Source organism: Dictyobacter halimunensis (assembly GCF_036245075.1).
In genome coordinates this window covers 5,008,543-5,035,025 of record NZ_BSRI01000002.1, presented here as the reverse complement: position 1 = coordinate 5,035,025, position 26,483 = coordinate 5,008,543, and the positions used below count along the sequence as shown (strand labels likewise).

General features: G+C 57.6%; 23 protein-coding genes. 3 read left to right on the top strand and 20 right to left on the bottom strand.

The genetic code is table 11. The features are described 5' to 3' along the window. Positions 1–23: 23 nt before the first annotated feature. The 12 genes from AABA21_RS34805 to AABA21_RS34750 form a co-directional block, all read right to left on the bottom strand. Entirely contained in the window at positions 24–386 is a 363-nt protein-coding gene (locus tag AABA21_RS34805) for a glyoxalase superfamily protein (protein ID WP_420917244.1), read from the bottom strand. A 141-nt stretch (positions 387–527) separates the two neighbouring features. Continuing rightward, positions 528–2,069, bottom strand: coding sequence for a PQQ-binding-like beta-propeller repeat protein (locus AABA21_RS34800; protein ID WP_338257330.1), 1,542 nt, complete (start codon positions 2,067–2,069; stop codon positions 528–530). Between the two features lie 2 nt (positions 2,070–2,071). After that, positions 2,072–2,614, bottom strand: coding sequence for an RNA polymerase sigma factor (locus AABA21_RS34795; RefSeq protein WP_338257328.1), 543 nt, complete (start codon positions 2,612–2,614; stop codon positions 2,072–2,074). 50 nt (positions 2,615–2,664) lie between these two features. Next, positions 2,665–3,456: an ATP-binding cassette domain-containing protein gene (locus AABA21_RS34790; protein ID WP_338257327.1), complete on the bottom strand. Its 792-nt coding sequence runs from the start codon at positions 3,454–3,456 to the stop codon at positions 2,665–2,667. Continuing rightward, positions 3,456–4,481: an ABC transporter permease gene (locus tag AABA21_RS34785; protein ID WP_338257326.1), complete on the bottom strand. Its 1,026-nt coding sequence runs from the start codon at positions 4,479–4,481 to the stop codon at positions 3,456–3,458. The genes AABA21_RS34790 and AABA21_RS34785 overlap by 1 nt, the downstream gene beginning before the upstream one ends. Before the next feature lie 288 nt (positions 4,482–4,769). Then, positions 4,770–5,861, bottom strand: coding sequence for a sugar ABC transporter substrate-binding protein (locus AABA21_RS34780; protein ID WP_338257325.1), 1,092 nt, complete (start codon positions 5,859–5,861; stop codon positions 4,770–4,772). 464 nt (positions 5,862–6,325) lie between these two features. Next, positions 6,326–7,069: an SDR family NAD(P)-dependent oxidoreductase gene (locus AABA21_RS34775; protein WP_338257323.1), complete on the bottom strand. Its 744-nt coding sequence runs from the start codon at positions 7,067–7,069 to the stop codon at positions 6,326–6,328. Between the two features lie 186 nt (positions 7,070–7,255). Next, entirely contained in the window at positions 7,256–8,170 is a 915-nt protein-coding gene (locus AABA21_RS34770; protein ID WP_338257321.1) for a helix-turn-helix domain-containing protein, read from the bottom strand. A gap of 49 nt (positions 8,171–8,219) precedes the next feature. Next, on the bottom strand, positions 8,220–8,810 hold the full coding sequence (locus AABA21_RS34765; protein ID WP_338257320.1) for a TetR family transcriptional regulator C-terminal domain-containing protein: 591 nt from the start codon (positions 8,808–8,810) through the stop codon (positions 8,220–8,222). A gap of 105 nt (positions 8,811–8,915) precedes the next feature. Then, on the bottom strand, positions 8,916–9,569 hold the full coding sequence (locus AABA21_RS34760) for a hypothetical protein (protein ID WP_338257319.1): 654 nt from the start codon (positions 9,567–9,569) through the stop codon (positions 8,916–8,918). A gap of 272 nt (positions 9,570–9,841) precedes the next feature. Next, positions 9,842–11,167 carry an MFS transporter gene (locus AABA21_RS34755; protein ID WP_338257317.1) on the bottom strand — a complete coding sequence of 442 codons (1,326 nt, stop codon included), beginning with the start codon at positions 11,165–11,167 and terminating at the stop codon, positions 9,842–9,844. A gap of 463 nt (positions 11,168–11,630) precedes the next feature. Further along, positions 11,631–13,475, bottom strand: a complete 1,845-nt coding sequence (locus AABA21_RS34750) for a sialidase family protein (protein ID WP_338257316.1) — start codon at positions 13,473–13,475, stop codon at positions 11,631–11,633. 536 nt (positions 13,476–14,011) lie between these two features. On the opposite strand from AABA21_RS34750, the gene AABA21_RS34745 reads away from it, so the two are divergent. After that, positions 14,012–14,983, top strand: a complete 972-nt coding sequence (locus AABA21_RS34745) for a hypothetical protein (RefSeq protein ID WP_338257315.1) — start codon at positions 14,012–14,014, stop codon at positions 14,981–14,983. A 444-nt stretch (positions 14,984–15,427) separates the two neighbouring features. On the opposite strand, the gene AABA21_RS34740 is transcribed toward AABA21_RS34745, so the two are convergent. The 6 genes from AABA21_RS34740 to AABA21_RS34715 all read right to left on the bottom strand — a co-directional run bounded on the left by AABA21_RS34740 (position 15,428) and on the right by AABA21_RS34715 (position 21,392). Further along, positions 15,428–15,952, bottom strand: a complete 525-nt coding sequence (locus AABA21_RS34740; protein WP_338257313.1) for a hypothetical protein — start codon at positions 15,950–15,952, stop codon at positions 15,428–15,430. Positions 15,953–16,284: 332 nt separating this feature from the next. Beyond that, entirely contained in the window at positions 16,285–17,193 is a 909-nt protein-coding gene (locus tag AABA21_RS34735; RefSeq protein WP_338257312.1) for an alpha/beta fold hydrolase, read from the bottom strand. Between the two features lie 56 nt (positions 17,194–17,249). Further along, positions 17,250–18,647 carry an MFS transporter gene (locus AABA21_RS34730; protein WP_338257310.1) on the bottom strand — a complete coding sequence of 466 codons (1,398 nt, stop codon included), beginning with the start codon at positions 18,645–18,647 and terminating at the stop codon, positions 17,250–17,252. Positions 18,648–19,022: 375 nt separating this feature from the next. After that, positions 19,023–19,904, bottom strand: coding sequence for a helix-turn-helix domain-containing protein (locus tag AABA21_RS34725; RefSeq protein WP_338257309.1), 882 nt, complete (start codon positions 19,902–19,904; stop codon positions 19,023–19,025). A 290-nt stretch (positions 19,905–20,194) separates the two neighbouring features. Continuing rightward, a complete protein-coding gene (locus AABA21_RS34720) occupies positions 20,195–20,686 on the bottom strand; it encodes a RidA family protein (RefSeq protein WP_338257308.1) in 492 nt (163 codons plus the stop codon). Next, entirely contained in the window at positions 20,670–21,392 is a 723-nt protein-coding gene (locus AABA21_RS34715) for an SDR family NAD(P)-dependent oxidoreductase (RefSeq protein WP_338257307.1), read from the bottom strand. Before AABA21_RS34715 ends, AABA21_RS34720 begins: the two co-directional genes overlap by 17 nt. A 603-nt stretch (positions 21,393–21,995) precedes the next feature. Here AABA21_RS34715 and AABA21_RS34710 point away from each other — a divergent pair. Then, positions 21,996–23,192 (top strand): MFS transporter, encoded by a 1,197-nt coding sequence (locus AABA21_RS34710; protein ID WP_338257305.1) that lies wholly within the window; start codon positions 21,996–21,998, stop codon positions 23,190–23,192. Positions 23,193–23,437: 245 nt separating this feature from the next. Here AABA21_RS34710 and AABA21_RS34705 read toward each other — a convergent pair whose 3' ends face one another. Together AABA21_RS34705 and AABA21_RS34700 are read right to left on the bottom strand one after the other, a co-directional pair. Then, positions 23,438–24,382: an alpha/beta hydrolase gene (locus AABA21_RS34705; protein ID WP_338257304.1), complete on the bottom strand. Its 945-nt coding sequence runs from the start codon at positions 24,380–24,382 to the stop codon at positions 23,438–23,440. Continuing rightward, positions 24,379–25,026, bottom strand: a complete 648-nt coding sequence (locus AABA21_RS34700) for a TetR/AcrR family transcriptional regulator (RefSeq protein WP_338257303.1) — start codon at positions 25,024–25,026, stop codon at positions 24,379–24,381. The genes AABA21_RS34705 and AABA21_RS34700 overlap by 4 nt, the downstream gene beginning before the upstream one ends. Before the next feature lie 100 nt (positions 25,027–25,126). Between AABA21_RS34700 and AABA21_RS34695 the strand changes: the two genes are divergently transcribed. Then, positions 25,127–26,398: a cytochrome P450 family protein gene (locus AABA21_RS34695; RefSeq protein WP_420917243.1), complete on the top strand. Its 1,272-nt coding sequence runs from the start codon at positions 25,127–25,129 to the stop codon at positions 26,396–26,398. The last annotated feature ends 85 nt before the right edge of the window (positions 26,399–26,483 follow it).

The window sequence follows — 26,483 nt, the reverse complement described above, 5'->3', positions numbered from 1 at the left end:
AGGATTGGCCCTTGCGGCCGAACCTACACAAGCTGCTGGAATGACCAGCGATTGCCATCGGGATCGCTGAAGTGGGCGAAATGCCCCCAGACCTGCACATCAATCTCGCTGATATCCACGCCCCGCTTGACCAGTTCGGCGCGAACGGCTCGCACATCCTCGACCACCAGCAGATTACCTTGCAGCGATCCGGGCTGCATGGTGGTAATGCCCTCACCGAAGGCGATCGAGCAGGCCGAACCGGGAGGGGTCAACTGCACAAAACGCAGGTGCTCGTTGACCCGGTGGTCGTGGTCGGCATGAAAACCGATCTTCTCGACGTAAAAAGCCTTGGCGCGATCAACATCCGTGACGGGAACCATAACCAGTTCGAGCTTCATCTGCATGGTCATCTTGTACTCCTCTTTCATCTATGTATGCCTTCAACGTTTCATCTGTTCTCAGTATACTCTGAAAGGAGGACAAGAACCGCCCTCGTTTTTCGGGGTACGGGGTCGCGGAGCTCCAAGCCGGGGCAAGCCCGGCACCTACGGGGATGGTGGAGGGAAGGAGGGTGTGGGGGGGATGGTTTTGTGCCAGAGCACGCTGCCATCGATGAGGGCGTAGATGTCGGTTGTGTTGAGTCCGCGCATGGAGTCGTTGACGAAGACGACGCCGTGCTGGGCGATCGGCGGCTGGAAGAGGTGGCCGGCCTGCTTCATGGCCTGGAGGCTGGCCGGGTATTGCCATTTGGTGCGTCCGTTGCCGATGTCAAGGGCGACGATGCCAATGGGCTGGTAGTACATGCGAGGGTCCTCGGCGCTGATGTAGAGCGTGCCGCCGTCGAGCTGGGGGGCGGCGGCACCGCTGAAGCCGATACCGGCCAGCGTCTTGCTCCAGCGAACGGCTCCGGTCCTCATGGTGTAAGCCGTGAGCGTGCCGTTGGTGGCTCCGATGTAGATGACGTTGTCGGCGATGGCGATATCAGTGACGTTGCCCTGGATGGCGCTCGTTTGCCAGACCACGTCGCCGCTGCGGATGTCAAAGGCCTCGATGTAGCTGGTGCTGCCCGGATCGACGGTGAGCCAGTTCTCGTTGCTGGAGGCGACGGTATAGATGACGCCGTCGACGACGTGGGGGATGCCGAGCGACTCGTTGAGCGACTTATACCAGATCTGCTGCTTGCTGGCCAGGTTGATGGCACACATGTCGAAGGCGCCAAAGGAGTAGAGGGTATCGTTATCAATGGCGATGCCCACGATATTGGTGTTGAGGTCCGGCTTGTACCTGGAGAGGATGGCGCCGGTGCTGGCGTCGAGCTTATCCACCTCCATAAAGACGACCGAGATATAGATGGAGTTTCCGACCAGCACGGCGCGGGCCTTGCTGGTCGGATAGGGCGAGATCTGCGAGGGGAAGGTGCGTTTCCAGGCCAGCGCGCCCGTCTCGCTATTGATGGCGTAGATGCTATCCTGCGACTGGGCGTAGACGAGCCCATTGTTGCCCACAATGGGGCTAATGGGCAGGCCCAGCGAGTAATCGGGGATGGGATAGGTCCAGTTGACCTGACCCGACTGGCTGTTGACGCTCATCACCCCCTGGACCGTGCTCATATAGAGGTCGTGGGTGGAGAGCCGCTCGCGCGTCTTCTGGATCAGGGTGGGGGCGGTGCTGGGATGCACGCTAAACAGGGCGGGCATGAAGAAGAGGCTGCCGATGATCAGCAGCGCCACGAGCTCGGCGCAGAGCAGGCCCAGCCGCTGCATACGTCGGCCGCCTCGCGCCGGGGCGACGCGCGCTGCCGGCTCATCCCAGGTCTGCCGCAGCTCCTCCTGCCAGCGCCTCTGCTGGTAGGGCTGTATATCTACGACATTGGATGAGGAAGTGTCGCCGTGCTCACGCGCGCGGACGTTGAGCCGTTCCCAGATCTGCTCCAGTCTGTGCTCATCCTCGTGATAGAGCTGCTGCAGGTCGCGCAGCAGCCGGGCATCATGTGCCTGTGGGGGAGATTGCGGATCGTCACCATCTCTGAGCTGCTCAATCTGCTCATCGACGGACTTCGGGTTGAAGTGCCTATCCTTGCGATCCATAGCTAATCTCCCTCCTGTTTATAGATACCGCGCAAGAGATTGAGAGCGCGCGAAAGCAGCACACGCACAACGTTATCACTGGTGTTGACGATCTGGGCGATCTCTTTGGTACGCAGATCGTGCCCAAAGCGCAGGCGCACGATCTCCTGCTGCAGCTCAGAGAGCTTGACCAGGTGCTCACGCAGGCGGTTGCGGTCCTCGTTGCGCAGCGCCATCTGCTCCGGCGAGCTGCATTCGTCCTCGTAGAGGGTGTCGAGCGCGTCATCCAGACCCACTGATGGACGACGCGCCACCCAGCGCAGATGATCGACGACCTTGTGATAGGCGACCCGCCGGAGCCAGGCCAGCTGTTCCTCATCGCTCCAGTGGATCCAGACCTGGTTGTCCAGCGCGGCGACAAAGACCTCTAAGACCAGGTCATCGGCATCCTCCTTTGACACGATATAGCGATGGATGTAATGCAGTATCGTGTGCGCGTGACGTTGATAGAGGGTTGCAACGGGCGAATCATCGAGCGTTTTTTCTGCGCTCTGCTGTTGATACATCACTGTGTACCCCCCTGCGCGTTGAGTGCTCCAACGGGACGGATTGACCATTACGCCTGCGGACGAGCGCTGCCGAGGCGGTACTCGTTCATCACGATATTATTCAGTTCCTCCAGCAGGGACGGCTCGACCTCTCTGTCGAACGTGATCTCGCCATGCTGCAGCAGATTGACGCGATCGCAGATCTCCAGCACCTGGGCGTAGTTGTGCGCGATCATGATGATCGAGATATCACCACGCGCGCGCAGCGTACGCAGGAGGTTGAGGATCTGCGCTCCTTCGCGCGCGCCCATGGCGGCCAGCGGCTCGTCCAGCAGCAGGATGCGGGCGTTGGAGTAGACGGCGCGCGCGATAGCGATCGCCTGGCGCTGCCCACCCGAGAGCATGGCGATCGGCGTATCGACCGAGGGCAGCTTGATGCCGATATTGCTGAGGTGCTCACGCGCCAGCCGGCGCATCGCGCCGTTGTTCAGCAGTCCCAGCGGCCGGTGCACCAGTTCGCGGCGCAAAAACATATTGTGGTAGACGCTCAACTCGTTGACCAGGGCCAGATCCTGATACACCGTCTCGATGCCGAACGAGCGCGCCTGCACCACCGAACGGATGCGGGTCGGCTCGCCATTAATGTAGATCGTACCGGCATCCGGCTGGATATAGCCGGTAATAATTTTGATCAACGTCGATTTACCGGCGCCGTTGTCGCCCACCAGCCCCAGGATCTCCCCCTGCCGGACGCGCAGATTGATATTGCGCAGAGCCTTGACGGGGCCAAAGCTCTTGGCGATACCCTCGACGCGGATGGCATCCGGCGCGTCGCCGCGCGCTGTCTGCTGCTCTTGCATTACTGGTTCCCTCCTCTACGCAAGACCTGGAGGCGGATATTGAGGATCATCGCTATGACGATCACGACGCCCAGAATGATATCGAAGGTGAAGGCGCTGACGCCGACCAGCGTCAGACCATCTTTGAGGATCTGCAGCACCAGCGTCCCCAGGAATGCACCGATGATGGTGCCGGAGCCGCCCTGCAGCGCCGTCCCGCCGATAACGGCCCCCGAGACGGCCTCGAACATAATATTGGCGCCGCCCGCCGAGGGATCTATGGAGGTCACGCGGAAGGCCAGCAGGATGCCGGCGAAGCCAGCCAGCAGCGATGCCAGCGTAAAATTACGCAGCTTGATCAGGTTGACGTTGATGCCCACCTCGCCCGAGCCGACCAGGTTACTGCCGACCGCGATGGTATGCAGGCCCCAGCGTGTCCGCGACAGCACGATCTGCAGGATCACAATAAAGAGGACGGCCCACAGGCTCTCCCAATAAATATTGTTGCCCAGCACGCCGTTCCAGAAGGTCCCCACGTCCGGCGTGGTGGTCGGAAAGGCGTTGGAGATGGTCAGGGTCAGGCCATTGAGGTAGAAGTAGGCGCCCAGCGTCGCGATAAAGGACGGCACCCGGAAGAAGACCACGACGGCCCCGTTGATCAAGCCGATCAGCGCGCTACCCAGCAAGGCCAGAATAATGCCGACGAAGAGGGGGAGGCCATTGTTATAGGCGATATACATAATAAAAGGGGCCAGCGCGTAGGTAAAGCCGACCGAGAGATCGATCTCGCCCATGATCAGGATCAGCACCTCACCCACGGCTATAATCACGGTCTCCGCCGTGTATTCCGCCAGGGTCTTGACGTTGCCCAGAGTCAGGAAGTTGTCATTGGCGACCTGGAAGCAGATCAGCAGGATCACGGCGATAATAAAGATGCTGGCCTCGCGCCGACGCAAGAGAAAATCGGTGATGGTGCTCAGGGGCGAGCGCCTGTCCGGCTGCTCTGCCACCGTCTGCTCTTGTGGCGTGGTATCCGCTTTAGCCACTGGATACTCCTTACGTTAAATCGATAACCTTTTATTTACGGGCGTTGCTAGCAGGCAACAAGAGAAAAGGCCAGAGTACGTGCGGGGCTTGCCCCCGCTTGCTTGCTTCCCAAAGAAAAGCTCATTCAAAGTGATCACGGACGATTGAATGAGATGCATTGTATTCTGTTGGTTGCTTTTTCGAGCGGTGAGGAAGAAAGCGGGGGCAAGCCCCGCACGTACTCTGGTCATTTCTCTTTTCACATTCTCTCAAGTTGAACGTATCAGGCGTAAGCCCGGCACGGCGGGTTATTTGACGAGGACCTCTTTGTCGGAGCTGCCCTCGAAGCGGGTCTGAGTCTTCAGGTAGGTCTGCACGTTGTTTTTGGTCACAAAGAGCAGGCCTGTGTTGGTCGAGGAGGGCTGTGAGAGACCGCCGGACAGCTTGTACAGGAAGAGCTGCACTACAGGCAGGAAGCCCTGCAAGTACGGCTGCTGATCGACCGTGAAATCCAGGTTCCCCTTGCTGACTTCTGAGAGGGTGATCGGCTGCAGGTCGTAGCCACCGCCATGGATCCCCTTGGAGGCCAGGCTGTACTTCTCCATGATCTGACCCACACTCTGTGTGCTGCCACCATCGACGGCGAACATGCCCTTGATATTCTTGTGGCCCAGGTAGTAGGCCTCGACGGCGGCCAGTTCATCGTTGACGGCGGCGCCCGTGGCGATCTCGCTGAAGTTGATCGGCTTGCCCGAGTTCTTGATGGCGTCGTGGATACCATCGATGCGCGGCTGAATGTTGAGCGAACCAGGGGTAGCGATAAAGCCGACCACCTCGCCGGAGGGAACCAGGCTAATGATGTGCGCGCCCACCTGCAGACCAGACTGATAGAGGTCCTGCCCGATATAGGCCAGGCGCTTGTTGGGGCTGTTGGCCGGCACATCAGCGTTGTAGCTCAGGACGGGGATACCCGCGCTGAGGGCCGCCTCCGTCGGCGCGTTGAAGGCGGTTGGATCGATCAGGGCGACCGCGATGCCATCGGCCTTGGAGGAGATGGCCGCGTTCATAGCGTCGACCATCTCGGAGACCTTACTGCTCTCTGAACCGACCCACTGGTAGGTGCAGCCCAGCAGAGCGCAGGCATCCTCGATCCCGTAGCGCGTCGGCGTAAAGAAGGCGTTGGTGGTGACGTGATTGACAAAGACAAATTTCCATTTGGGATGCGAGGGGAAGTTTCCTCCTCCGCCACTGCCCGAGGCCGACGTGTTGTTGTTGTTGGTTGTATTGCTACAGGCCGCCAGGGCGGAGAGGCCGGTGGCGCTCAGGGCGGCGCTGGCCAGCATTCTACGCCGGCTCATGGTCAAGGGTTGTCGCTGCGCGGGGGAGTCTGTTTCTTGCATCTTCGTTGTTACCTTTCGACTCTATTTCCTGGCGATGACTCCGATGAGAGCAAATAAATAGTTCACTAACCGGGTAAGGCAACCTGTGCCCGGCGAGCACGAGCATAGCCAGCGCGCTTTTCCCCTGTTAACAGCCAGAGGGCATGCGTATCCTTTTTGTGAGGCGCTGGCGGAAAGAAACATGTGTGTGCGCTCCACATACAGTAATTCGCTGCAATGGCTCAGAATGTTAACAAAACTGAGCACCAATTTAGCGCATTGGGATGCATTCGCATGAGCCGACTGGGGTATCATTGATGATGCGAACGCGCAGCTGGATAGCATTGAGCGTATGCCATGGGGAACGCCGTCTGAAGAGGTTCTATTAGAGGATTCCTGTTGTTGAGTGGATTGGCGCGAGTGGCTCTGCACCTACGAGTTGAAGAATTGTCTCCCCTGTGCATCGGCCTCCTCGCGCATGACCGTTACCAGGGCAAGGGATTCCCATAGCGGAAGAAGCCACCGGTTGGACCGTTGTCGGGCAGTTGCACCGCCCACACGACGCTTGATGCCCCCTTCTCAACCGGAGCAGCACCCATTGCCTCCATACCCGGTGCGGTCGCGGTCAGGCCAGGACAGACCGCATTGACAAGGATACCCGTACCCTCCAGTTCCGCCGCGAACTTTGAGGTGAGCGCGTTCAGCGCAGCCTTGGAGATACCATAGCTCGCCACCGATCCACGATTGGTTGTCAGGCCAAATTGCTGATCTCCATGAGACCCTGCTCCACTCGATACATTGACGATCCTGCCATGCTGGCTCTCGCGGATAAGGGGCAACAATATCTGCGTGGTACGCCATGCCCCGAACAGGTTCGTCTCTAAAACCACGTGGGCGGCCTGCAGGTCAGCAGTTGTCGCCTTCTCTGTCCAATCGACATAGGCGGCGGCATTGTTGACAAGCACATCCAGTCGTCCGAATGCTTGCTCCAGGACGTTGGCCAGGGCGCGTACACTCTCATCCTGTGCGACATCGAGGGCATAGGGCCGCACATCCTGGCCCTCTTCAATCAGAGGTCGGGCTGCGGCGCTGGCCTTCGCGATATCACGGGCGGTGAGGATCACCGTCACGCCTGTCCCCGCCAGCTGGCGACACACCTCCAGACCGATACCATGACTGGCGCCCGTCACCAACACAATCTGCGAACCGGTTTGTTTCTTATCATCCATCGTTCTTTCTTTCCCTTCCTGTCGCTGCTCATTAACATAGGCAGAGGAAAATTCCGCACAGGTCCTCTGTGTGTGAACCGTTCTCTGAAAGAATTCCTGCATATAGAGGGAAGTATACATAAAGTGCGGGGCGACACAGCAACCCAAAGGTAGGCAAGAATGACCAATTTCTACGGCAGCCCGTTCCTATGCACGCTCTCGCGTAGCCTGATGACGGTACTCAAGTGGCGTGAGTGCGAGCTTACGTTTGAAGAGGCGCGTAAAATGCGTCGGCTCCTCAAAGCCCAGATAGTTCGCCACCTCACCAACGCTCAGGTCGGTATAAGATAACAATTTCTTCGCCTCCAGGAGCAGGCGATCCACGATCAGATCATATGCGTTTCGCCCCATCTCGTTAGAGATAGCATGGCTAAGGTGATTTGGCGTCACATGCAACAGGTCCGCATACGCCTGCACGGTACGCCGGGTGAGGTAGTGCTGCTCAAGCAACCGCAGAAACTGTGTTGATAGCGAAGGAGAGCGGGATGAAGACGGCTGCCGCGCACAGTAGTCTTCATACAAGCCCTTGCAGTCAAACAAGAGTGCCAGCAGCATAGCCTGCAACATGGGGACACGATATGGATGCAGGCTGTTCTTAAAAGTGCGCTCCAGGCGCAAAAAATGATCTCGAAGTGCTATTTTCTCCGTGCCTGTGAGAGGGAGCATGCTACTCTCAGTAGGGCGAAAGAAAGGGAACTCTTCCATAGGTGAAATCACATGGCGGCTCAGAAATTCAGGCTGGAAGTAGAGAAGAAAACCCTGCTGCGCCTCTCCTCGTACCCAGGCCGATACATGGCCCGGCGCCTGAAAAGAAATAGTGTTACTGGGTCCCTCCATACGCCTGGTGTTCAGTTCAATCACCGCATCCTGCGAGTTCTCCTCAAGGAGCAGCAGGCAATAAAAACGCAGGGTATAGGGGGGCATCACTTTCCGTGTCGAGGGATAGGTCTCCTCAAGGGTGTATATATGAAAATCAGGCAGATCTGTGCGTCCACTGAAACCCATGGCTTCATGGCTATGATTGATGTCATCAAAATGAAGAATCTGCTTTCGGGATCGCATCGCTACGCCCTCCCCATCCTACTGAACGAGCAAGAATAATGATGAGTTTTCAGGTTAGGTCGCGTTCGATACAGTGGCGCAGATAGGCGACGGTGCGGCTCATGTGTGACGTGTCCTGGTAGAGCCGGCTCAGCATGACCGCGCCCTCAAGGGCGGCGATCATCGCGCTGGTCCAGGTCTCGACATCGATGCCGGGGCGAAGCTCTTCGCGCTCGATGCCCTTGGAGATGATGCGTCGAAAGGTGGAGCGTAGCTGGTCCATGGCGGCGCGCGCGCGATCGCGCAGAGCCGGTTCGGCGTCGTCCGACTCGATGGCAGTATTGAGGATGGGGCAGCCACCGGGGACGGGCGGGTCGTCCGCCAGGTCCTGGAAATAGCTGAGCAGGGCATAGAGACGCTCAAGCGCGTGCTTCTTGTCCGCCAGCACCGCGCGGATGCGCTGATCGAGGAGGGCGTAGGAATAGTCAAACGCCTGCAGGGCGAGCTGCTCCTTGCTCTTGAAATGATTGTAGATGCCGCCCTTCTCCAGACCCGTCTGCCGCATGATGTCGGAGAGGGACGAACCAGAGTACCCCTGCTGATTGAAGAGAGGAGCGACCTGCGCCAGAATCATCGCTCGCGTCTGTTCACCTTTACCCATATAAGCCTCCTTGTTTCAGACTGCCCGGTCTGAAAGCACTGTAGCAGAGCAGGACGGAAAATGTCAAATGATAGGCAGGTTCAGGGCCCGATCAACAGCGGGGCATTACATGCCAAGCAGGGTGTCGGTGTGCAGGAGTCGATTGTAGAACTGACTCAGGTTGGCGGCGGCGACGTGGCGACCGATGCGCGCCAGGAAGATGTTGGCCGGGTCCATGCGGATATTCTGTTCGGCGGTGAGATATTCGGCGAAGCCGTAGCGCGCGAAGAGCCGCTCGATCACGGCCCGGTAGGCGAAGCGCGTCAGCCCGAGACTATCGGTATCCCAGTGCCAGCTGAACCCCATGCCGAGGATGATCAGCTCATCCAGGCAATGCAGTTCAAAGACCAGCTTGAGCAATTGCAGCGCAATGCCCAGCTTGCGCCAGCCAGCACTCACCTCTATAGCGATCTCATAGGTGTTAGCCAATCCCTGCCAATAGTCGTCCGCCGGCGTCAGCGTCACCTGCCCGACGATTACCCCCTGCCTGGTATAGGCCAGGGTCAGGATGCTATCCGCGCGCTGGCTGATCTTCCCCAGCAGCTGGTGTTCGAGCTCTGGACGATGCGTAAAGGCGCGCAGACCGGCGTCCGGCCTGAGCGACTCCACGAAAGGCGCGGTACAGAAATCCTGTAAGAAGAGCGTTGCCGTTGCGGTCTCCAATGTCCTCTTGCGCGGGACGGCATTCTCGGCGCAGAGCAGCGAGAAGGTTTGTGACATAGGGTGGCTCCTTATATGCAAACAGTGCCTGTTCTCTTCAATCAATACGACTATGGCAGAAAAAGACCGAATGGTCTTTTTTATAGACCAAAAATATCAGACCGAATGGTCTTTTTTTTAAGTATAAACAAATTCCGGCCCATGTCAAGGTGAGCGGGCGCATCCTCCGTATTAACCGCTTGTGATTTTGCAGCATACTGTCGCAAAATCGAGCGCGATATGCTTCACAATGTGCCTGGATGCTGGCCCGCCTTCCCGTCCATGTGGTTAAACTATTGAAGTTTTTTGAACTGGCGAGAGGCGTGCAGTCCCCCCACAAAGATGAGAACTCCAGCCCCGATATGCAGCAGGTTAATCGCGTTCAGTTCGTCTGTGGGCAGATGGATGACGACCCCTTGCAGCAGTGTACTGCTCACATACCCGCTGAGGAACGTGGCGAGGAATGAACTCAGGGTCGTGACGGTTCCCAGGGTAGAGAACACGCGGCCCACCATCTGCTCCGGCGTAGCAAGGAGGACCAGGGGTCCAACCAGCACCTCGGCCTGCATCGTGGCGATGCCAATGAGCGTGAAACCCACCAGGTCGATGATCGCCTGATTTGGTATGGTTGAGGCAACGACCATCACCCCAGCAAAGAGGAGAGCGCGAGCATAGACGCTGGTCGCTCCTCTTTTGGCCGCCGCACGATCAACGAGCAAGGTCCCCAGGATGCCCCCAATGGCTGGCACAGCGCTGAAGAGGCCAAACAGGCTCATGGGCACATGGATATTCTGGGTGATGTAGAAGAAGGCCAGGACGCTCACAATGCCCCATCCAAAGGAAAACAGGCTCTCGGTAAGCAGAAGAGTGCGGAGCTGGAGATGGCCCCCGATGAAGCGCAATCCCTCGCGCAGTTCCGTCAAGACGCGCCGCAGTGATGTGGGTTGGGCTGACGCGCGACTTTCTGCCGCAGCTACGCGCATGCGCCCGACCAACACCCAGGAGCAGACATACGAGGCCGCATTCAAGGCAACCGCCCACCCGGCTCCCAGGGAGACGTAGCAGATGCCGGCACAGGTAGACCCGATGGCCCAGCTGAACACGCCGGCCCCGACGGTCAGCGCCGAAGCGCGGGTAAACTGCTCTTCTGGGACCACTTCTTTGAGGATCGCCCTGGCCGCCGGAGTGAAGAACTGACTCAGAGCACTGACGACTGCCACAACGAGATAAATGATGGTGAGCTTGACGGCCAGTGGCAGCGGGAGCGGTCCACTGATCGGCAAAAGGGAGCACACCAGCACGGCCCGGAGCGCATCCATGATGCGCATTGTCCGTTGTTTGGGCCAGCGGTCCACAAACACGCCAGCGAATGGGCCGATCAGGAGGGCCGGGAGCGCGGCAGCCAGCACCACGCCGCTGACAGCAAGGGGAGCCACACTCTGGTTCTGCAGCAGCGTACCGACCCATAAGATGAGCATCATCGTGAACAGCACATCGCCAATCTGCGAGATCGTACCACCAAGCCAGAGCAGAGTGTAGTTGCGATTGATGAGCAGTGCCAGCCCCTGGCCAGGAGGGCAGGCGTTTGGAAAAGCGAGGAAACATAAAAATCCTTTCACACGCGACATCCGCGTTGAGATGCGAGATCGATTCAAGCGTGTCTCAAGAGGGGGTGCAGTGCGAAAAAGAGGGGGGATAGGCCCCAACAGGGGAAACAATGGAGAGAGCTTGCCTCTCCGCTTACTCCTCGATTCGCGCCGCATGCGGCGCGAACACACCGACAGAGTGGGCAAGGACGTGTATGAGGCAGGTCAGGGAGAGGTGAAGTGGTTTCATCATGGCTGCGTCACGATCCTTGTTGTTAACTGTTTGAAAAGATGTTTAGTGCTTAAAGATTAGCACAGAAGGTTCTCAGCCGTCAAATATCATTCCGCATAGGCACTGGTCCGTTTGGGTTTGGCTGGTAGTGTGCCTGCGAAAACATCAGTCGGAGCGTGTGGTGCAAGGGATTTGAGCCGCTGGCGACTGCTAGAACGGGCTAGCGTCGCCAGCGACAAAGACAGAAGGTCGGGCGAGGTGAACTCAGGGGATGGCGATGGTGGCAACGACCTGCTGCTGACGGTGAGCAGGATTGGTACCATCATCGTAAGTACTGACAAAGCTCGATATATTGGTCGTGCCGCTGGTCGTATTGCCGAAGTAGTCACCGATGAACGTAGCGGGACTGGAGGCGCTATCTGAATGCGGCGCGTTCAATTGCGGGTCCCAGCTATGTTGAGTCAGCCGGATATTGTTCCCCAGTGGCGACAGGGCGGCATTGTAGAACTGCACACTGGCATTGATACAATAGTTGCTGGCGCCATAGGGCGGCAGACTCCCGCTATAATTGGGATTGCTCTGATCAAGGGCGAGGCCCGCGCCAGTGGCTTCCGGCGTGCCTGCGGTGGGACAGCTGAGGCGACGATCATAGAAGGCGACGCTCACGGTCCCATCGGCTGCCACCGTCAGGTTGGGCTGAAACTCGTCCACCGGAGACGCATTATCATTGACCTGGATCGGCACGCTCCAGGTAACGCCACCATCGTAGGAAGCCGACAGGATGGTATTGACTACTCCCGCGCTGTAATCCTCCCAGGCCACGTAGAGCGGATAGGAGCCCTGCGCCGACAGATGGTTGCCGACGGCAAAGGTATCCTCGATCCCATCGCGAAAGGTCGTATTCGCATAGCTGGCCGGCGGAATCCGCACGTTCTGCACAACCACCTGAGGCGCCTGCCAGCTCTTGCCACCGTCCGTCGATTTATCGACCGAAATAGTCGCGCAACAGTAAGAGTGCCGCGAAGGAAAATTGGTCACGGTGGTATAGACGGCTCCGGCGGGGTCCACATGTGGCAATAAATAAGTATCGCTCGCCGTACTGCTGACGGTCGGCAGCAACTGTGGCGCGGACCAATCGGTATGGGTCCCATCCGACAACGCCCTGGCGGTCGAGACATACGGCTTGCTCGAATGTCCATCGAAGAGTGTCCACATGGCGTAGATCATATTGTAGTTGGGGTTTGGCGCACCATTGGGCAGCAGCTTATTGGTATCGATGGTGATCCACTGCTTATCCGGCTCCCCGCCCACACTATCATAGGTCGCGATGTAATCGGGATGAGCATTGTGCGTCGTAGTCCAGCTGGTGGCACGCGTCGCGCCATGTGGATGGATGCTAACGCCGACAACTTCAGCAGGCACGATCGGATTGGGCTCCTGGCTGCCCCCGACAGTAAAGTTATGCGAGCCATCCTTATTATTATAGAAGAACTGATAGCCCAGCACGAACGCATAGTAGTTGCCAAAACCGTCGAAGGCCCCAATCGGATCGGTATTGTCGGTCCAACCCTCATAGCCGGGGATGTGCCCCTGGACGCTCCAGGTCGTGCCGCCATCAAACGACTCATAGAAGCCCAGCAGATGGTTGTATCCCTCCGGGCTGACGAACCACTTGGAAGAACCAATCAGGTGCCTGGGATTGGTCGGGTCGACGCGCATATCGGATTCCGCGTGACCTTTGACCAGCATAGAAGTTGCAGCGGGGGAGCCTGGATTGCTACCGGCCTGGGTGGAATAGGGACCCTGGTCCTCCCCCGTGGTCGAGGCACCGTTGCAAGCCGTTTCGCCGCTGTAGCCATCGTTAGGGCCATCGCTCACCCCGTATGGCACCTCCGGTGTATAGCAGCTGGTCTGTTGGGTAGTCGCAAATACATTGGTCACGTTATGTCTCGTGACGCTCCTGGCATAGGTCGCGTTGGTCTGCGTCCCCTGCGGAATGTTCCCTACACCAGAGCCTGCCATGGCAACATGTGGCTGCGCAAAGATTGATGTAGGAGTGAGCAGAACGAGTAGGGCCATAATCAGACACGCAAAAAAGCATTTACGCAAAGTTTAACCCTCCTTCATACTTTGTATCCTGCGGCACTCAATAGATCGAAGCATGCAGATACATTAAAAATCTCATAGCAACAATACCATAAGCATGCTTAACATTCAACTGCAATGTTGAACATTATATAGATATAGAAGCTTCTAAAAATCAGGCATTGCCAATTGATGCACTATACAGTTGATTCGCCATTTTTTGATTGAGGAACAATTCACCTATGAGAGAAAGATAGCGAACAAGCGCATATAGAGCAGATGGAAAATACGATACATGATAGGGTCGCAATAATAATTTACATAAGACTTAGAGAAGACTATTGGTATAAGATACTCCAAATGCAATCAGCGAGGCGCCTATTTTTTCACTTCTGAGCGTCGGGAATACTTTTGCTGAGTCTTTATAAAAATTCAACTCAGAAGAAAAAGCCATAAATTGTGAGTCAATAATCATATTTATACTTGTAAATATATTTACAAACAGTAGGAGTAAATATAACTTCGCTCAACTTTATTTTTCCTAAGAGGAGAGACCAACAATGAAACGATCCTATTTTATCGTTGCGATGACGTTGGCCCTGGCATTCGCTGCAATGAGCGGCCTTATGAGCTCTTTCGGCTCCGCTAGCGCTGCAACTGCAGGCGATGTCCTTCACTCCATCCACAGCATGAAGGTAAAGCCTTCCTGCCACAACTGCGCCGGGACGACAAGCAACCTGAGCTATCATGGTGGTACAGGTGGTTACGGTGTCGAAACCGGGGCGGACAAAGTGTATCTGATCTATTGGGGATCACAGTGGAACAATAATGATCCATCTGGCGAAGCGGCCATCCAGCAGAAGTTCTTTAATGGCGTCGGTGGTTCCAAGTGGAACAACTCGGTAACCCAGTACTGTCAGGGTGTTGCCACTGGCACGGTTACCTGCGGCTCTTCCGGCACACATGCCACCAATCCCGCTGGTGTGGAGGCGGGTGTCTGGTACGACAATTCGTCTACAGCGCCTTCCAGACCCTCTCAGTCACAGTTGGCCAGCGAGGCGGTCAAGGCCGCGGCGCACTTCGGCAACACGAGTGCATCTTCGAATACCACGGTTCAGTATGTGATCAATACCGCGACCCACAATAGCGCCAGCGGATTCGGCACCCAGTACTGCGCCTGGCATAGTTCGACAAGCTCGAGCTACGGCAACATTGCTTATACCAACATGCCCTACATCACGGACGCGGGTTCAAGCTGCGGCGCCAACTTCGTTAACGCGGGTAGCGCGGGTCTGACCGACGGCATCACCATCGTTGGTGGTCATGAGTTCGCTGAGACCGAAAGCGATATCTATCCCAGCACCGGTTGGGTGGACAGCAGCGGCAGTGAGAACGGCGACAAATGTGCCTGGATCAGCTCTGGCCAGGGCGCTTCGGCCAACGTTAGCCTGAGCACCGGCACCTTCCCCGTTCAGTCGCTGTGGAGCAATGCATTCAATAGCAACACTGGTGGATGCGTTCTGTCATACTAATAATCCTACTGATTGTACATAGTCTGTACATTGTACGAAGGGATCGCCAATGGTGGCGGTCCCTTTTTTCGTGCTCTATAGCTATCAATGATCTTTGGTGTGGGCGAACCCTGCACCCAAGACGTTCAATTTAAGATTGTGCAAAACGAGAAACGACCCCAGTACGTGCGGGGCTTGCCCCCGCTTTTGTCCTTTCCGCTCGAACAAGCAACAAGAAAGACGTTCTTCATCAGCAGAAGCCTGCATGGATAAGCAGCGAGGAAGGAAAGCGGGGGCAAGCCCCGCACGTACTCTCGTCTCTTTTCTTGTTGCTTGCTCTAACGTTGAAGGTATTGCCCCTTGCACCCCTTACGTTGACGCCAATGGGTGTCCCCAAAACGCCGGCAGGCGGGGCTAACCACCCCGCCTGCCGGCGTTTTATAGCTGCTTAATTACCCTATGGGCCTACATTGGTACGGTTATGTCACCGGCGTCGCCGCATGCGGAGAAGTGCAGTCCATCCGGCTTTGAGCTAATGGCGGTACATGTATACGTTTTGCTTCCAGAGGGTTTGGCGGGTAGAACCGCGTGCTGCACGGCATCAGTAACGGAGCAATGCTGGTCGCCGGTGCGGACATTGAACGTGTGGATGGCTAGCGTATCAACGGAGGTTTGGTCGAACTCGAGCATCGCTGGCCGGCACTTCTGATACGCCTGCCAGAAACACGTGGCGGACTGTTTTGCCCTGGCCGTATCCACAGGAAGACCACGTGGATTCGTCTGTATGCTACCGCACTTGCTCGCCGGGAGGGTTTTCATCGAGGTTTTCGTCGGGGTTGGCGTTGGGCTCTGAGCGCCCTGCGCCGTCGTAGAATCGGTGCCACACGCGGCCAGAGCCGCGACAATCAGCACACAAAAGAGCAGGGTTGCCACCCATCTCCTCGTGCTCCAGCCACTGCGCTGAAAGGAACGTTGTAATCTGGATACCATTTTTCGTATCTCCTCTAAAACTCCTGCTTCAGTTGTATCTACCACAAGAGACGGTCTGGAGTCTCAAAAAGTTCCCAACCCGTTTGGACGGCAAGGCAATTCGAGCGCAAGGCCCAATACATTCAACTTGAGGACAAGCAACAACGAAAAAGATCACAGTACGTGCGGGGCTTGCCCCCGCTTTGCTTCCTCGCCGCTTATCCATGCGGACTTCTGTTTCTTGTTGCTTGTTCGAGCGGGAAGGACAAAAGCGGGGGCAAGCCCCGCACGTACTGTGATCTTTTCTCGTTTTGCACGATCTTCAATTGAACGTCTTAGGAGCGAGACCCACATCAACGGGGGGACGTTGATGTGCTAGGAGAGGGAGAAGCGGGCGCGAGGCCCGAAGCGACGAGGAAACCGTTAACCAATTGGGCAATTTCGTCGGCGGCCGTGTCGAGCGCGAAGTGACCACCATCGACGATGTGGACTTCGGCCTGGGGTACGTCGCGACGGTATGATTCGGGTTCAGAGGCGTCAAACGAGAGCTCGTACTTGCCCCAGATAACGAGCAGGCGGGGCTGCGTTTTACGCATCCATTGCTGCCATTTTGGGTAGGAGGCGACGTTCGACTGGTAATCGTAAAAGAGATCGCTCTGGATGTCGGCCTGTCCCGGCTGGTTCAGGAAGCGGAATTCATCGGTCCATAGATCAGGATCGTAGCGATCAGGCTGGGGATCGTTCCCCACGTGCCGGGTACGCGTGGTTGCCAGCGAGAGAAGATTGGTGCGCAGAGCCGCTTCATGCGCTGCCCGGTCGGCCCAAAAAGCACGGCGGGTGGCCCAGTTTTCACCCAGGCCGGTATCGTGGGCCACGGCATCCTGGACGATCAGCGCCTGCACGCGCTCGGGATGGGCAAGGGCCATGCGAAAACCTACGGGGCCGCCATAGTCCTGCATGTAGAGGGTGTATTTATCCAGGCCCAACGCTTCCGTAAAATGCTCCATCACGGTCGTGATGTTGTCGAAGGTGTAGGCGAATTGCCTGTGATCGGGCCAATCGCTATGGCCGAAGCCTGGATAGTCGGGGGCAATCAGGTGATAGCGATCAGCCAGGCGCGACAAGAGCGGCTCAAACATGCGCGAAGATGATGGCAGCCCATGCAGCAGAAGCAGGATCGGGGCGTCTTGCGGCCCGGCCTCGCGATAGAAAATGGACAGGCCATCGATCTGTACGGTGCGATACGACACAGGATTTTTCATCTTGTACTCCTTTTCAATTGATGATCAACCAACAGAGAATAACAGGTCAATCTCTATTATTTACGCTTAAAAGGCAGTGTAGTTGAGGTTAGCACGCTGCCCAGCAGGAACAGGAGCGCGACAAGCAGGAGCGCGCTACGCATACCAGCTAGAAACGCGCTCGGTTCATTCAAGGAGCCGAGCAAGGAGCCCAGGATCGCCACACCGAGCACACCGCCCACCTGGCGGCTCGCGTTCAACAGCGCTGAAGCGATACCGACCTGGCTCCTGGGAACCGCATTCAGGATGGCCGTCGTCATGGCGGGGACCGTCATGCCGCAGCCAAGGCCGATAGCGATCTCTCCTGCTGCCAGCAATAGGATGGCATTGTCAGTCTGGCCCCACAGGAGCAGGAGCGTGCCAAGGCAGCTCGCCGCCAGCCCCGCGATCATTGGTCGGCGCGTGCCCAGACGCGCGGTGATCCTGCCAGAGAGCAAGGCGGTGAGCCCGGTAGCAACGGTGATGGGCAGCAACGCCATCCCTGCCAGCACGGCCGGATAATGATAGATATCTTGAAAGAACAGCGAAAGGACAAACAGAACGCCATACAGGCCGAAGTTGAGAACGCTTCCAATCAGTATAGGCATGCTAAAGGCCGCCGATGAGAAGAGGCGCAAGGGGAGCATCGGCGTACTGTGCCTCATTTCGATGATCAGGAAGAGGCCCGTCGCGCCTACGCACAGCAGAAGCATACTGGTGATCTGCGTAGAGAACCATCCCTGGCTCCGGCCCTCGATGAGCGCGTAAGTCAGCGTGCCAAGGGCGACGATCACGCATAGCTGTCCCCACAGGTCACGCTTGCGCACTGTCGTACGCGGCCTCTCGCTGACGAAACGCATGGTAAGAATGAGAGCGAGCAGACCGAGAGGCACGTTCAACAGGAATATGCTGCGCCACCCTAGCGCTCCAATCAGCATTCCACCTATGACTGGACCTCCCGCCAGGCCGATGCCAGAGCTACCAGCCCAGATGCCAACGGCTCTGGCCCGCTGAGCAGGATTCTGAAAACCATGGGTGATCAAGGAGAGCGAACTCGGAACCAGCAGCGCGGGTCCTACACCTTGTAGCACGCGCGCCGCGATCAACATATTGAGCGAGGGAGCCAGACTACAGAGGAGTGATGCGCCAGTAAACAATACATATCCGATAAGGAACGCGCGCTTATGTCCGAGCCGGTCCCCGAACGTGCCCGCGCTGAGCAGCAAGCTGGCAAAAGTCAGGGTATAGCCATTGACCACCCATTGCAACCCCTCAAGGGATCCATGTAGATCGTGCTGCATAGCCGGGAGCGCCACGTTGACGACCGAGGTATCGAGAATAACCATAAAGAAGCCGAAACAGATGGCGATCAAGCCAAGAACATGCAGCCCCCTATTCTCTAAAGGGGCAGGCGCGGTCTGTTGTTCTATTAACATGCCTTATCGCGCCTCCTGTGTTGTGTACAGCATATGATCCATTCCTTTGAATGCGGACCGTTCACCAGCAAGTCGGAGCCAGCCTCAATATGCTCAATTTAAAACCATGCAAAACGAGAAACGACCACAGTACGTGCGGGGCTTGCCCCCGCTTTGCCTGGCCGCGGATCATCGATGCGAAACCGCTTTTCTGGTGCTTTTCCGAGCGGGAAGGACAGAAGCGGGGGCAAGCCCCGCACGTACTCTCGTCTCTTTTCTTGTTGCTTGCTCGCAAATTAAAGGTATTGGAGGCAAGCCCGACACCTACCAGGGTAACATGAGGGAGGCGGGGCAGGCGCCTATATCCTTGCGGGGGAGCGACATATTCTTGCGCGGTTAACGGTAGGCGCGGGGAGCCAGGCCGGTAAGGCGCTTGAAGTGTAGCGCCAGGTGGCTTTCATTGGAGAAGCCGACCGCGTGGGCAATGGTAGTAAAAGACCAGTTTGTGGTGGTCATTAGCAGTTTCGCGCGCTCAATCCGCCGCTGGATGACATAGCGGTGGGGCGGCAGGCCAGTAGACTCCTTGAAGAGGCGGGCGAAGTGGTAGGGGCTCAGATGCACAACCGCCGCGATATCTGACAGCGAGAGCTCCTCAGCCAGGTGCTCTTCGATATAGTTGATGGCGGGCCTGAGTGTCGTTCTGGCCAGATGAGCAGATGTTGCGAGCGAGGGCGATTGCAGCGAAGAGTGATGCCTGAGGAGGTGGATACCAAGCATGGTAGCCAGGGACTCCACATAGAGCTTGCCACCCAGGCCATCTGAGCGCAGCTCCGCGAGTAATGAGAGCGCGATAGACTCAATCTGCGGATCGAAAACACCGATGGTATCAATCAGTTCTACACGATCGGGGTTGACATCCGCCGAAGCGGCGATATTCTGGATGAGTGTGGGAGAGAGGTAGAGATGCAGATGACGTACTTCCTCCTCTCGCTCCAGGTGCCAGCTTGTCGGCGCGCCCGCAGGCATGATGACCAGGTTGCCGGTCTTGAGAAGTCCCTGGCGCCCAACATGCTGTTCTCGGACCTCAGAAGGGGAGCCAAGATTGACGACGAGGACATGGCGAGGGATAGCGGGCAGGGAAAAATCATCGTGTGGATGGATGACTTCAGCAATATCAAGCGCATTCCAGCCCTTACCGCTGCTCGATTGAATAATATGCTCAGGCGGAACATCAAATATTCTTTCCAAAGAATCATCCTTCACAGACAACGGTTCCATGGTCCCGCTCCTTTCGGCCGGTTCGGAGAAAATACGTGCTATCCCACACGTCGTAAAGAATAAGTCCCTTCGGCATACAATGATAGCAATATACCATATTTTAGAAAGTGCCTCCGTAGGTGTCGGGCTTGCCCCGACTTGCCGCGCAGCGGCCCGCTCCCGGGCGAGCATGTTCCACCAACGATGACATCGTTTCTTGTGAACCTTTCCTGGGAACGATCGTGTTTCAAGCAACGTGTGCTCCCGGGGACGGGGTCGCCTTCGGCTCCAAGCCAGGGCAAGCCCGGCACCTACGCAACAACTTCAAAGATCGCGTCCAGCACAAGCGGGGTGCGAACAGGGAGGCTATAGGCGCCGGTTACCAGCCGGGTATGCCCTGGTTCCTTCCCAAAGATCTGCGCGAACAGATCCGAGGCGCCATCGGCCACGGCTGCATGCTGCGTAAATGTCTCAGTCGTCATCAGGGTTACGCCGACGCGTAGCACTTTCCGAATCCGATCCACATCGCCCAGGAAATGGCTGGCCGCCGCCAGAGCCTTCAGTGCCGCGCACCGGGCCGCCTCCTGTCCCTGTTCCACGGTCAGGTCAGAACCCAGGCGACCAGTGTACAGCAGCTTTCCATCGACGAAGGGGAGGATGCCACTGGTGAAGAGCAGGGTCCCCACCAGCGATGTCTCCACATAGTTTCCCAGGGGTGTCGGGGGCGCTGGAAGCTGGATGCCAAGCGCATCCAGCCTCTCACGATACTTGCCCGAACCGGTTCGATCACCATTTGCCGGCATGTGCACCTCCATCAACGTGTATTACTTCTCCAGTTACAAAGGTTGCCGCATCCAGATACATAATAGCATCTACGATTTCAGATGCCTGCCCCATACGTGCGATCGGATGCATATCGCGCAGGAAGTCATAATCATCGTTGCGGTGCATGGGGGTATCAATGTTACCCGGCGCAACGGCGTTGACGCGAATACCTTCGCCCGCATACTCTATGGCCAGTGCTTTTGTCGCCGCGTTTAAGCCACCCTTGGTGATAAGAGGAAGGGATGCCGGAACGCCGGCCACAGGCTGATCGGCCAGCGTGGTGGTAATGTTTACAATGTGACCCGAATACTGTTTTTGCATCTGCCCAACGGCATACTGCGTCACAAACAAGAAGCCAAGCAGGTTCGTACGGATCAAGTTATCAAAATCCTGGATGGTATAGTCGGTAAAGGGCTTCGGGATAAAGATCCCGGCATTATTCACCAGCAGATCAATCCTGCCAAAGCGTGCGACGGCTGTCTGCACCACTTGTTGCGCGATTTCTTGCTCGGCGATATCCCCATCAACGAGGGCAAGGTGATCAGAAGCAGGCAGGGTGCGCGCGCTGGTAATCCTGCGCGAGTTGGCGACAACCTGATATCCCCGGGCAAGTAAGGTATTGGTCAATTCAAGGCCGATTCCCGATGAAGCGCCGGTTACCAGAGCGGTTTTGTTCCTAGACACTGTGATTCTTTCCTTTTCAGCTATTATCTAATAATTAATTGCCCATGAGGAGCAGGGTAGCATCCTTGCACCTGCATCCTTACCCCAGCCCCCATAGACAATAGAGAGAGAAAGGAAATCATTGAGTCCCTCAAATAAACCACCACGCCATACGCTTAATTGCATAATGGTACTCCATCATAGATAGTCATCTTCAACAAGGAGAGCAGCGTTGATTAACCAGTCAATATCGAAGCTCCTTCCTCCACACCTTTCTCTGGACATAAAGGTACCTTAGAAATCAAGGACAAGCGCCCATGTTCTTGCGCACAATGAACAGAATTTTGCGCCGTATACACACGCAAGCAAAGTGAGGGATAATAGGGAGTCTGCCGTCATTGTCCTACGACGGCTTCTGGCAGATGTTACGACGCGGCGCGCAATCGCGTGTCATAAACGGTTGAGGATGATACCATGTTTCAGAGGAGGATTGTATGTTTGACCTGATGATTATTGTTGGTACCATCACGGCATTTCTGGCCGTGATGAACTTTGCCGCGGGAGGCAAGCGTCAGTAGCAGTGAAAGAAAAGGAAGGAGATGATGGAAGAAAGGGAATAGATTAATGAAAATCGCTGTGAAGGCGCCTGTCGGGCGCGCCTCTGGCTTTGCGCTGGCCGCCTACGCCTTTGTGGTAACTATGCTGGGCACGACGCTGCCCACGCCGCTCTACCCGATCTACCAGCAGGAGTTTAGCTTTTCGAGCCTGATAGTCACGGTGATCTACGCCACTTATGCCGTGGGGGTGATCGCGGCGCTGCTGCTGTTTGGTCAGCTTTCAGACGAGATTGGGCGACGCCGGGTACTACTGGGAGGACTGCTGCTGGCAGTGGCCAGCGCGCTGGCCTTTCTGTTCGCCACTGGTCTGCCCCTGCTGTTTGTGGGTCGTCTGCTCTCGGGGCTGTCGGCGGGCATCTTTACGGGTACCGCGACGGCCACGCTGGTGGACCTGGCGCCGCAGGAGAAGCAGCGTCAGGCCACATTGATCGCCGCCGGCGCCAATATGGGCGGCCTGGGTTGTGGACCACTGCTCGCCGGCATACTCGCGCAGTACGCGGTGCAGCCACTGCGGCTCGTATTCATCGTCAACATCGTGCTGCTGCTATTAGCGATCATAGGCACCTGGATCATGCCTGAACCGATCGAGGTCAAGGAACACGCGCGGCTGCGGCCGCAACGTCTGCGCATTCCTCAGCAGGTGCGCGCGACATTTATTCGCGTGGCAATCCCCGGCTTTGCCGGCTTCGCGGTATTGGGTCTCTTCACAGCGGTGGCGCCTGTGTTCCTGAGCCAGATGCTCCACATCACCAACCACGCGCTCACCGGCCTGATCGTCTTCGCCGTCTTCGCCGCCTCCACCTGTGGTCAACTGCTGCTTGAACACATTTCCCAGCGACGCGCGCTGCCCCTGGCCTGTATCGGACTGATCGTCGGGCTGATTCTGGTCGCCGGCGGGCTGCTGGCCCGTTCGCTGACCCTGCTGGTCGCCGGAGCCATCGTTGCCGGTCTGGGACAGGGCCTGAGCTTACGCGCGGGGTTAGCGGCGATCAACGCGAAGAGTCCCGCCACGCAACGCGGCGAGATCTCATCGAGCTACTTCGTCGTCCTCTACATCGCCATCTCTATCCCCGTCATCGGCGTAGGCATAGCCGCGCAGCTCTTCGGATTGCAGGTGGCGGGCATCGCGTTCAGCATCATCATGGCCATCCTGGCGCTAATCGCGCTGATCATCCTGCTCAAACAACCAACGGAACAACATTGAGGGTTACGCGCCATACCCGTACGTGCGGGGCTTGCCCCCGCTTGCTTGCTCGCCGCTCGAAACAGCGACGGAAATGATGCGATGCATCGCATGCAACTGTCCCTGGTCGCTTTGAAGGAGCTTTTCCTTTTGGGGATGCAAGCAAGCGGGGGCAAGCCCCGCACGTACTGCATCTCTTTCTATTTCTGCATTTCCTTACGTTGAAAGTATCGGCCGCGAGGGCCGAACCTACGATGGGGCACCGTTCATGTGTTTTCGTGTTTCCCGCCGGCAGGAGAGCCAGCGATTTTTTCGCCAAGCCATTCACGACTGTGTGACAGGTACGCTTGAGCCAGACGTGTCCTGGCGGCGATGCTCTCGAAACCGTGGGGCGCACCAGGGACAATCTCAAGGGTAGAGTCGGCACCTGCCGATTGTAGCCGATCAGCGTAGGTTTTATCTTCATCGAAGAAGAGCTCAATATCGCCGACGCCGATCCATGTCGGCGGGAGTCCGCGCAGATCGTTGCGGCGGGCGGGTACGGCATACTCAGGAACTGACGCCGCTCCAGGCTCGGTCCCCAGAAAGGCACGCCAGCCGATGCGATTGAGGCGATTATTCCAGATTTTGTGCTTGATCGCATCGAGCTCCGTGCGGGCTGCCGTGCGATCGTCAAGCATGGGAGAGAAGAGCCACTGCGCGATAGGCTGGATGCCCCTGGCATCGTGGATGCGCTGAACCAGGCTGGCCGCCAGCCCACCGCCAGCACTTTGCCCGCCAACGGCAACACGGGTCCGGTCGATCTGGAGGTGCGTCGCTGCCTGCTGGAGCCATGTCCAGGCCGCGTAGCAATCATCGGCGGCGGACGGGAAAGGAAACTCCGGCGCCAGTCGATACTCCACAGAAACCACGACCACACCCAGCTGGCGGGCGGTCTCGGCGCAGAACTGATCATCCTGCGCCGCGCTCCCGATCACCATCCCGCCGCCATGAATCCAGAGCAAGGCCGCGCCCGTCAAGACACCCTGAGGGGTATACACGCGGAGCGCGCCAGTTCGCTTTTCCAGGCGGGCTCCCTCATACTGTTTTTCACGATCCAATCGTTTGATGGACGCTCGCATAAGACGCCGCCCGAAGCTGCTCCCTAGCGGCAACGGCGGCATCATGAGTACTCTTGATCGTAATTCTGGCGCGACTTGAGAAAGCTTCATTGCTGGTCTTCTCCCCCCTGCTGCCACTGATCTGTTGAGGATAGAGGGTCCATGTAACCGTGGAGCAGGGAGATGAGATCGCCCTGTACCTCGTCATCCAGCCAGTCCTGCAGCGCGACACGCAGTGCCGTCATGTAGATGGCTACCAGAAAGCGAACCCGGTGGGGATCGGTGGCGGACTCCAGCCGCGAGCTGAGCGCGTCGCAGATGGCGGGCTCCACCGCCATCTGTGTGTAGAGGTAGATGGAGGCGATGGATGGGATCTGCATGGCCACCCGGTAGCGAATCAGAAAGCTGGTCCGCTGCTGCTGATACAGCTCGGCCAGCGACAGCATGATCGTGCGCAGCGCGGCGTGCGGCGACTCGCCTGGCGCCACCTGCTGCAGCGTGCTCATGCCTGCGCTCAGGATGGCACGCATGGGTGTGAAGAGCACCTCCTCCTTCGAGGCAAAATAGCGAAAGAAGGTACGCGACGACATCTGCACCGCGTTCGCGATATCCTGAATCGACGTCTGCTCATATCCCTGCTGCTGAAACAGGCGCAACGCCGTCTCTTCGATGATGGCCTGCGCCTGGCGTTTTTTGTGCTCACGCAAGCTCAGCGGCTGCGGCTGCTGGCCCGTAGTCGATGCCATGTCGTGCATTTCAATGCCCTCCTCTTGACTTCTGTCACACTATGACATTATAATCCCAAAATGACAGTTATGGCAACTATAGACAGTATATAAAAAGAGGAAGGTCATGATGAATATACCAGATCAGGGTGGAGCAGAGCAGGCGGCGTTCAATCTGTTTAGTGGTAGCGAGTACGCCTCTAATCCATTCCCGGTGCTAACCATGATGCGCTCGATGGGGGCCGTCATTCCCCTGCCGTTCCCCATGATGGGATCAGATCGACAGACGTGGATGGTGACACGCATGGAAGAGGCGGTGCGCGTGCTGAAAGATCAGGAGCACTTCACCGTCGATCCCCGCACGCTCGGCATGGCAGGCATCTTCGGGCAAAACATGGCCGCCGCCGATGCAAGCAGCATGCCCACCTTTTTTACGCCCGGCACCTCGATGCTCACAGTCGACGACCCGGATCACCGGCGTCTACGCGGGCTGATCTCCAGGGCCTTCACGCCCAGGTACATAGAAGGGCTGCGCCCGCGCGTACAGCAGATCGCCGACGAACTGCTCGACCAGGTACAGGACCAGGGGCAGATGGATCTCGTCAAGGACTATGCCTTCCCCCTGCCGATCAACGTCATTTCTGAGATGCTCGGCGTGCCGCGCGAGGACCGCGCGCAGATCCGTGTGTGGTCCGGGGCGCTGGCGAGCGGGCTGGGGCTGGGCAAGCGCGACGAGGGGGTGGTGGCGCACATGCAGGCGTTCGGAGCCTACACCGCGCAACTGGTGGCCGACAAACGCCAGCATCCCGCCGACGATCTGATCAGCCAGCTGATCGCCCTTGAAGAAGAAGGCGACCGGCTCAGTGAGACCGAACTGCTCTCGATGATCACACTGCTGATCTTCGCCGGCCACGAGACGACCTCCAACCTGATCGCCACCGGCACACTGGTGCTGCTGGACCATCCCGATCAGCTAGAGCGGCTCAAAGCCGACCTCAGTCTCGTCCCCTCGGCGGTCGAGGAACTACTGCGCTTCCAGGGACCGGCCACCATCGCGGGTCCCCGCTTTGCCCGCGCGGAGATCGAGCTCGGCGGCCAGCACATCAACAAGGGAGACGTCGTTATCCCGGTCCTGCTCTCGGCCAATCGCGACGAGGCCCAGTTCACGCAGCCGGAGGATCTGGAGATCGCGCGCACGCTCAACCGCCACATCGCCTTTGGGCATGGCATCCATACCTGCCTGGGCGCGCCGCTGGCCCGCGTAGAGGGAGATATCGCCTTTACCAGCTTGCTCAGGCGCGTGCCCGATCTGCGACTGGACATTCCCCGCGAGGATATCAGCTGGCACTTCAGCCTCAACTCGCAGAGCCTGACCGCCCTGCCCGTTCGCTGGTCCCGCTAAAAGGGAGCCCGGCGCGCAAAAATATCCCCTCGTTCCTTGATTGATGGAACGAGGGGCACCTGATCACAACATGCCGGGAACAGCG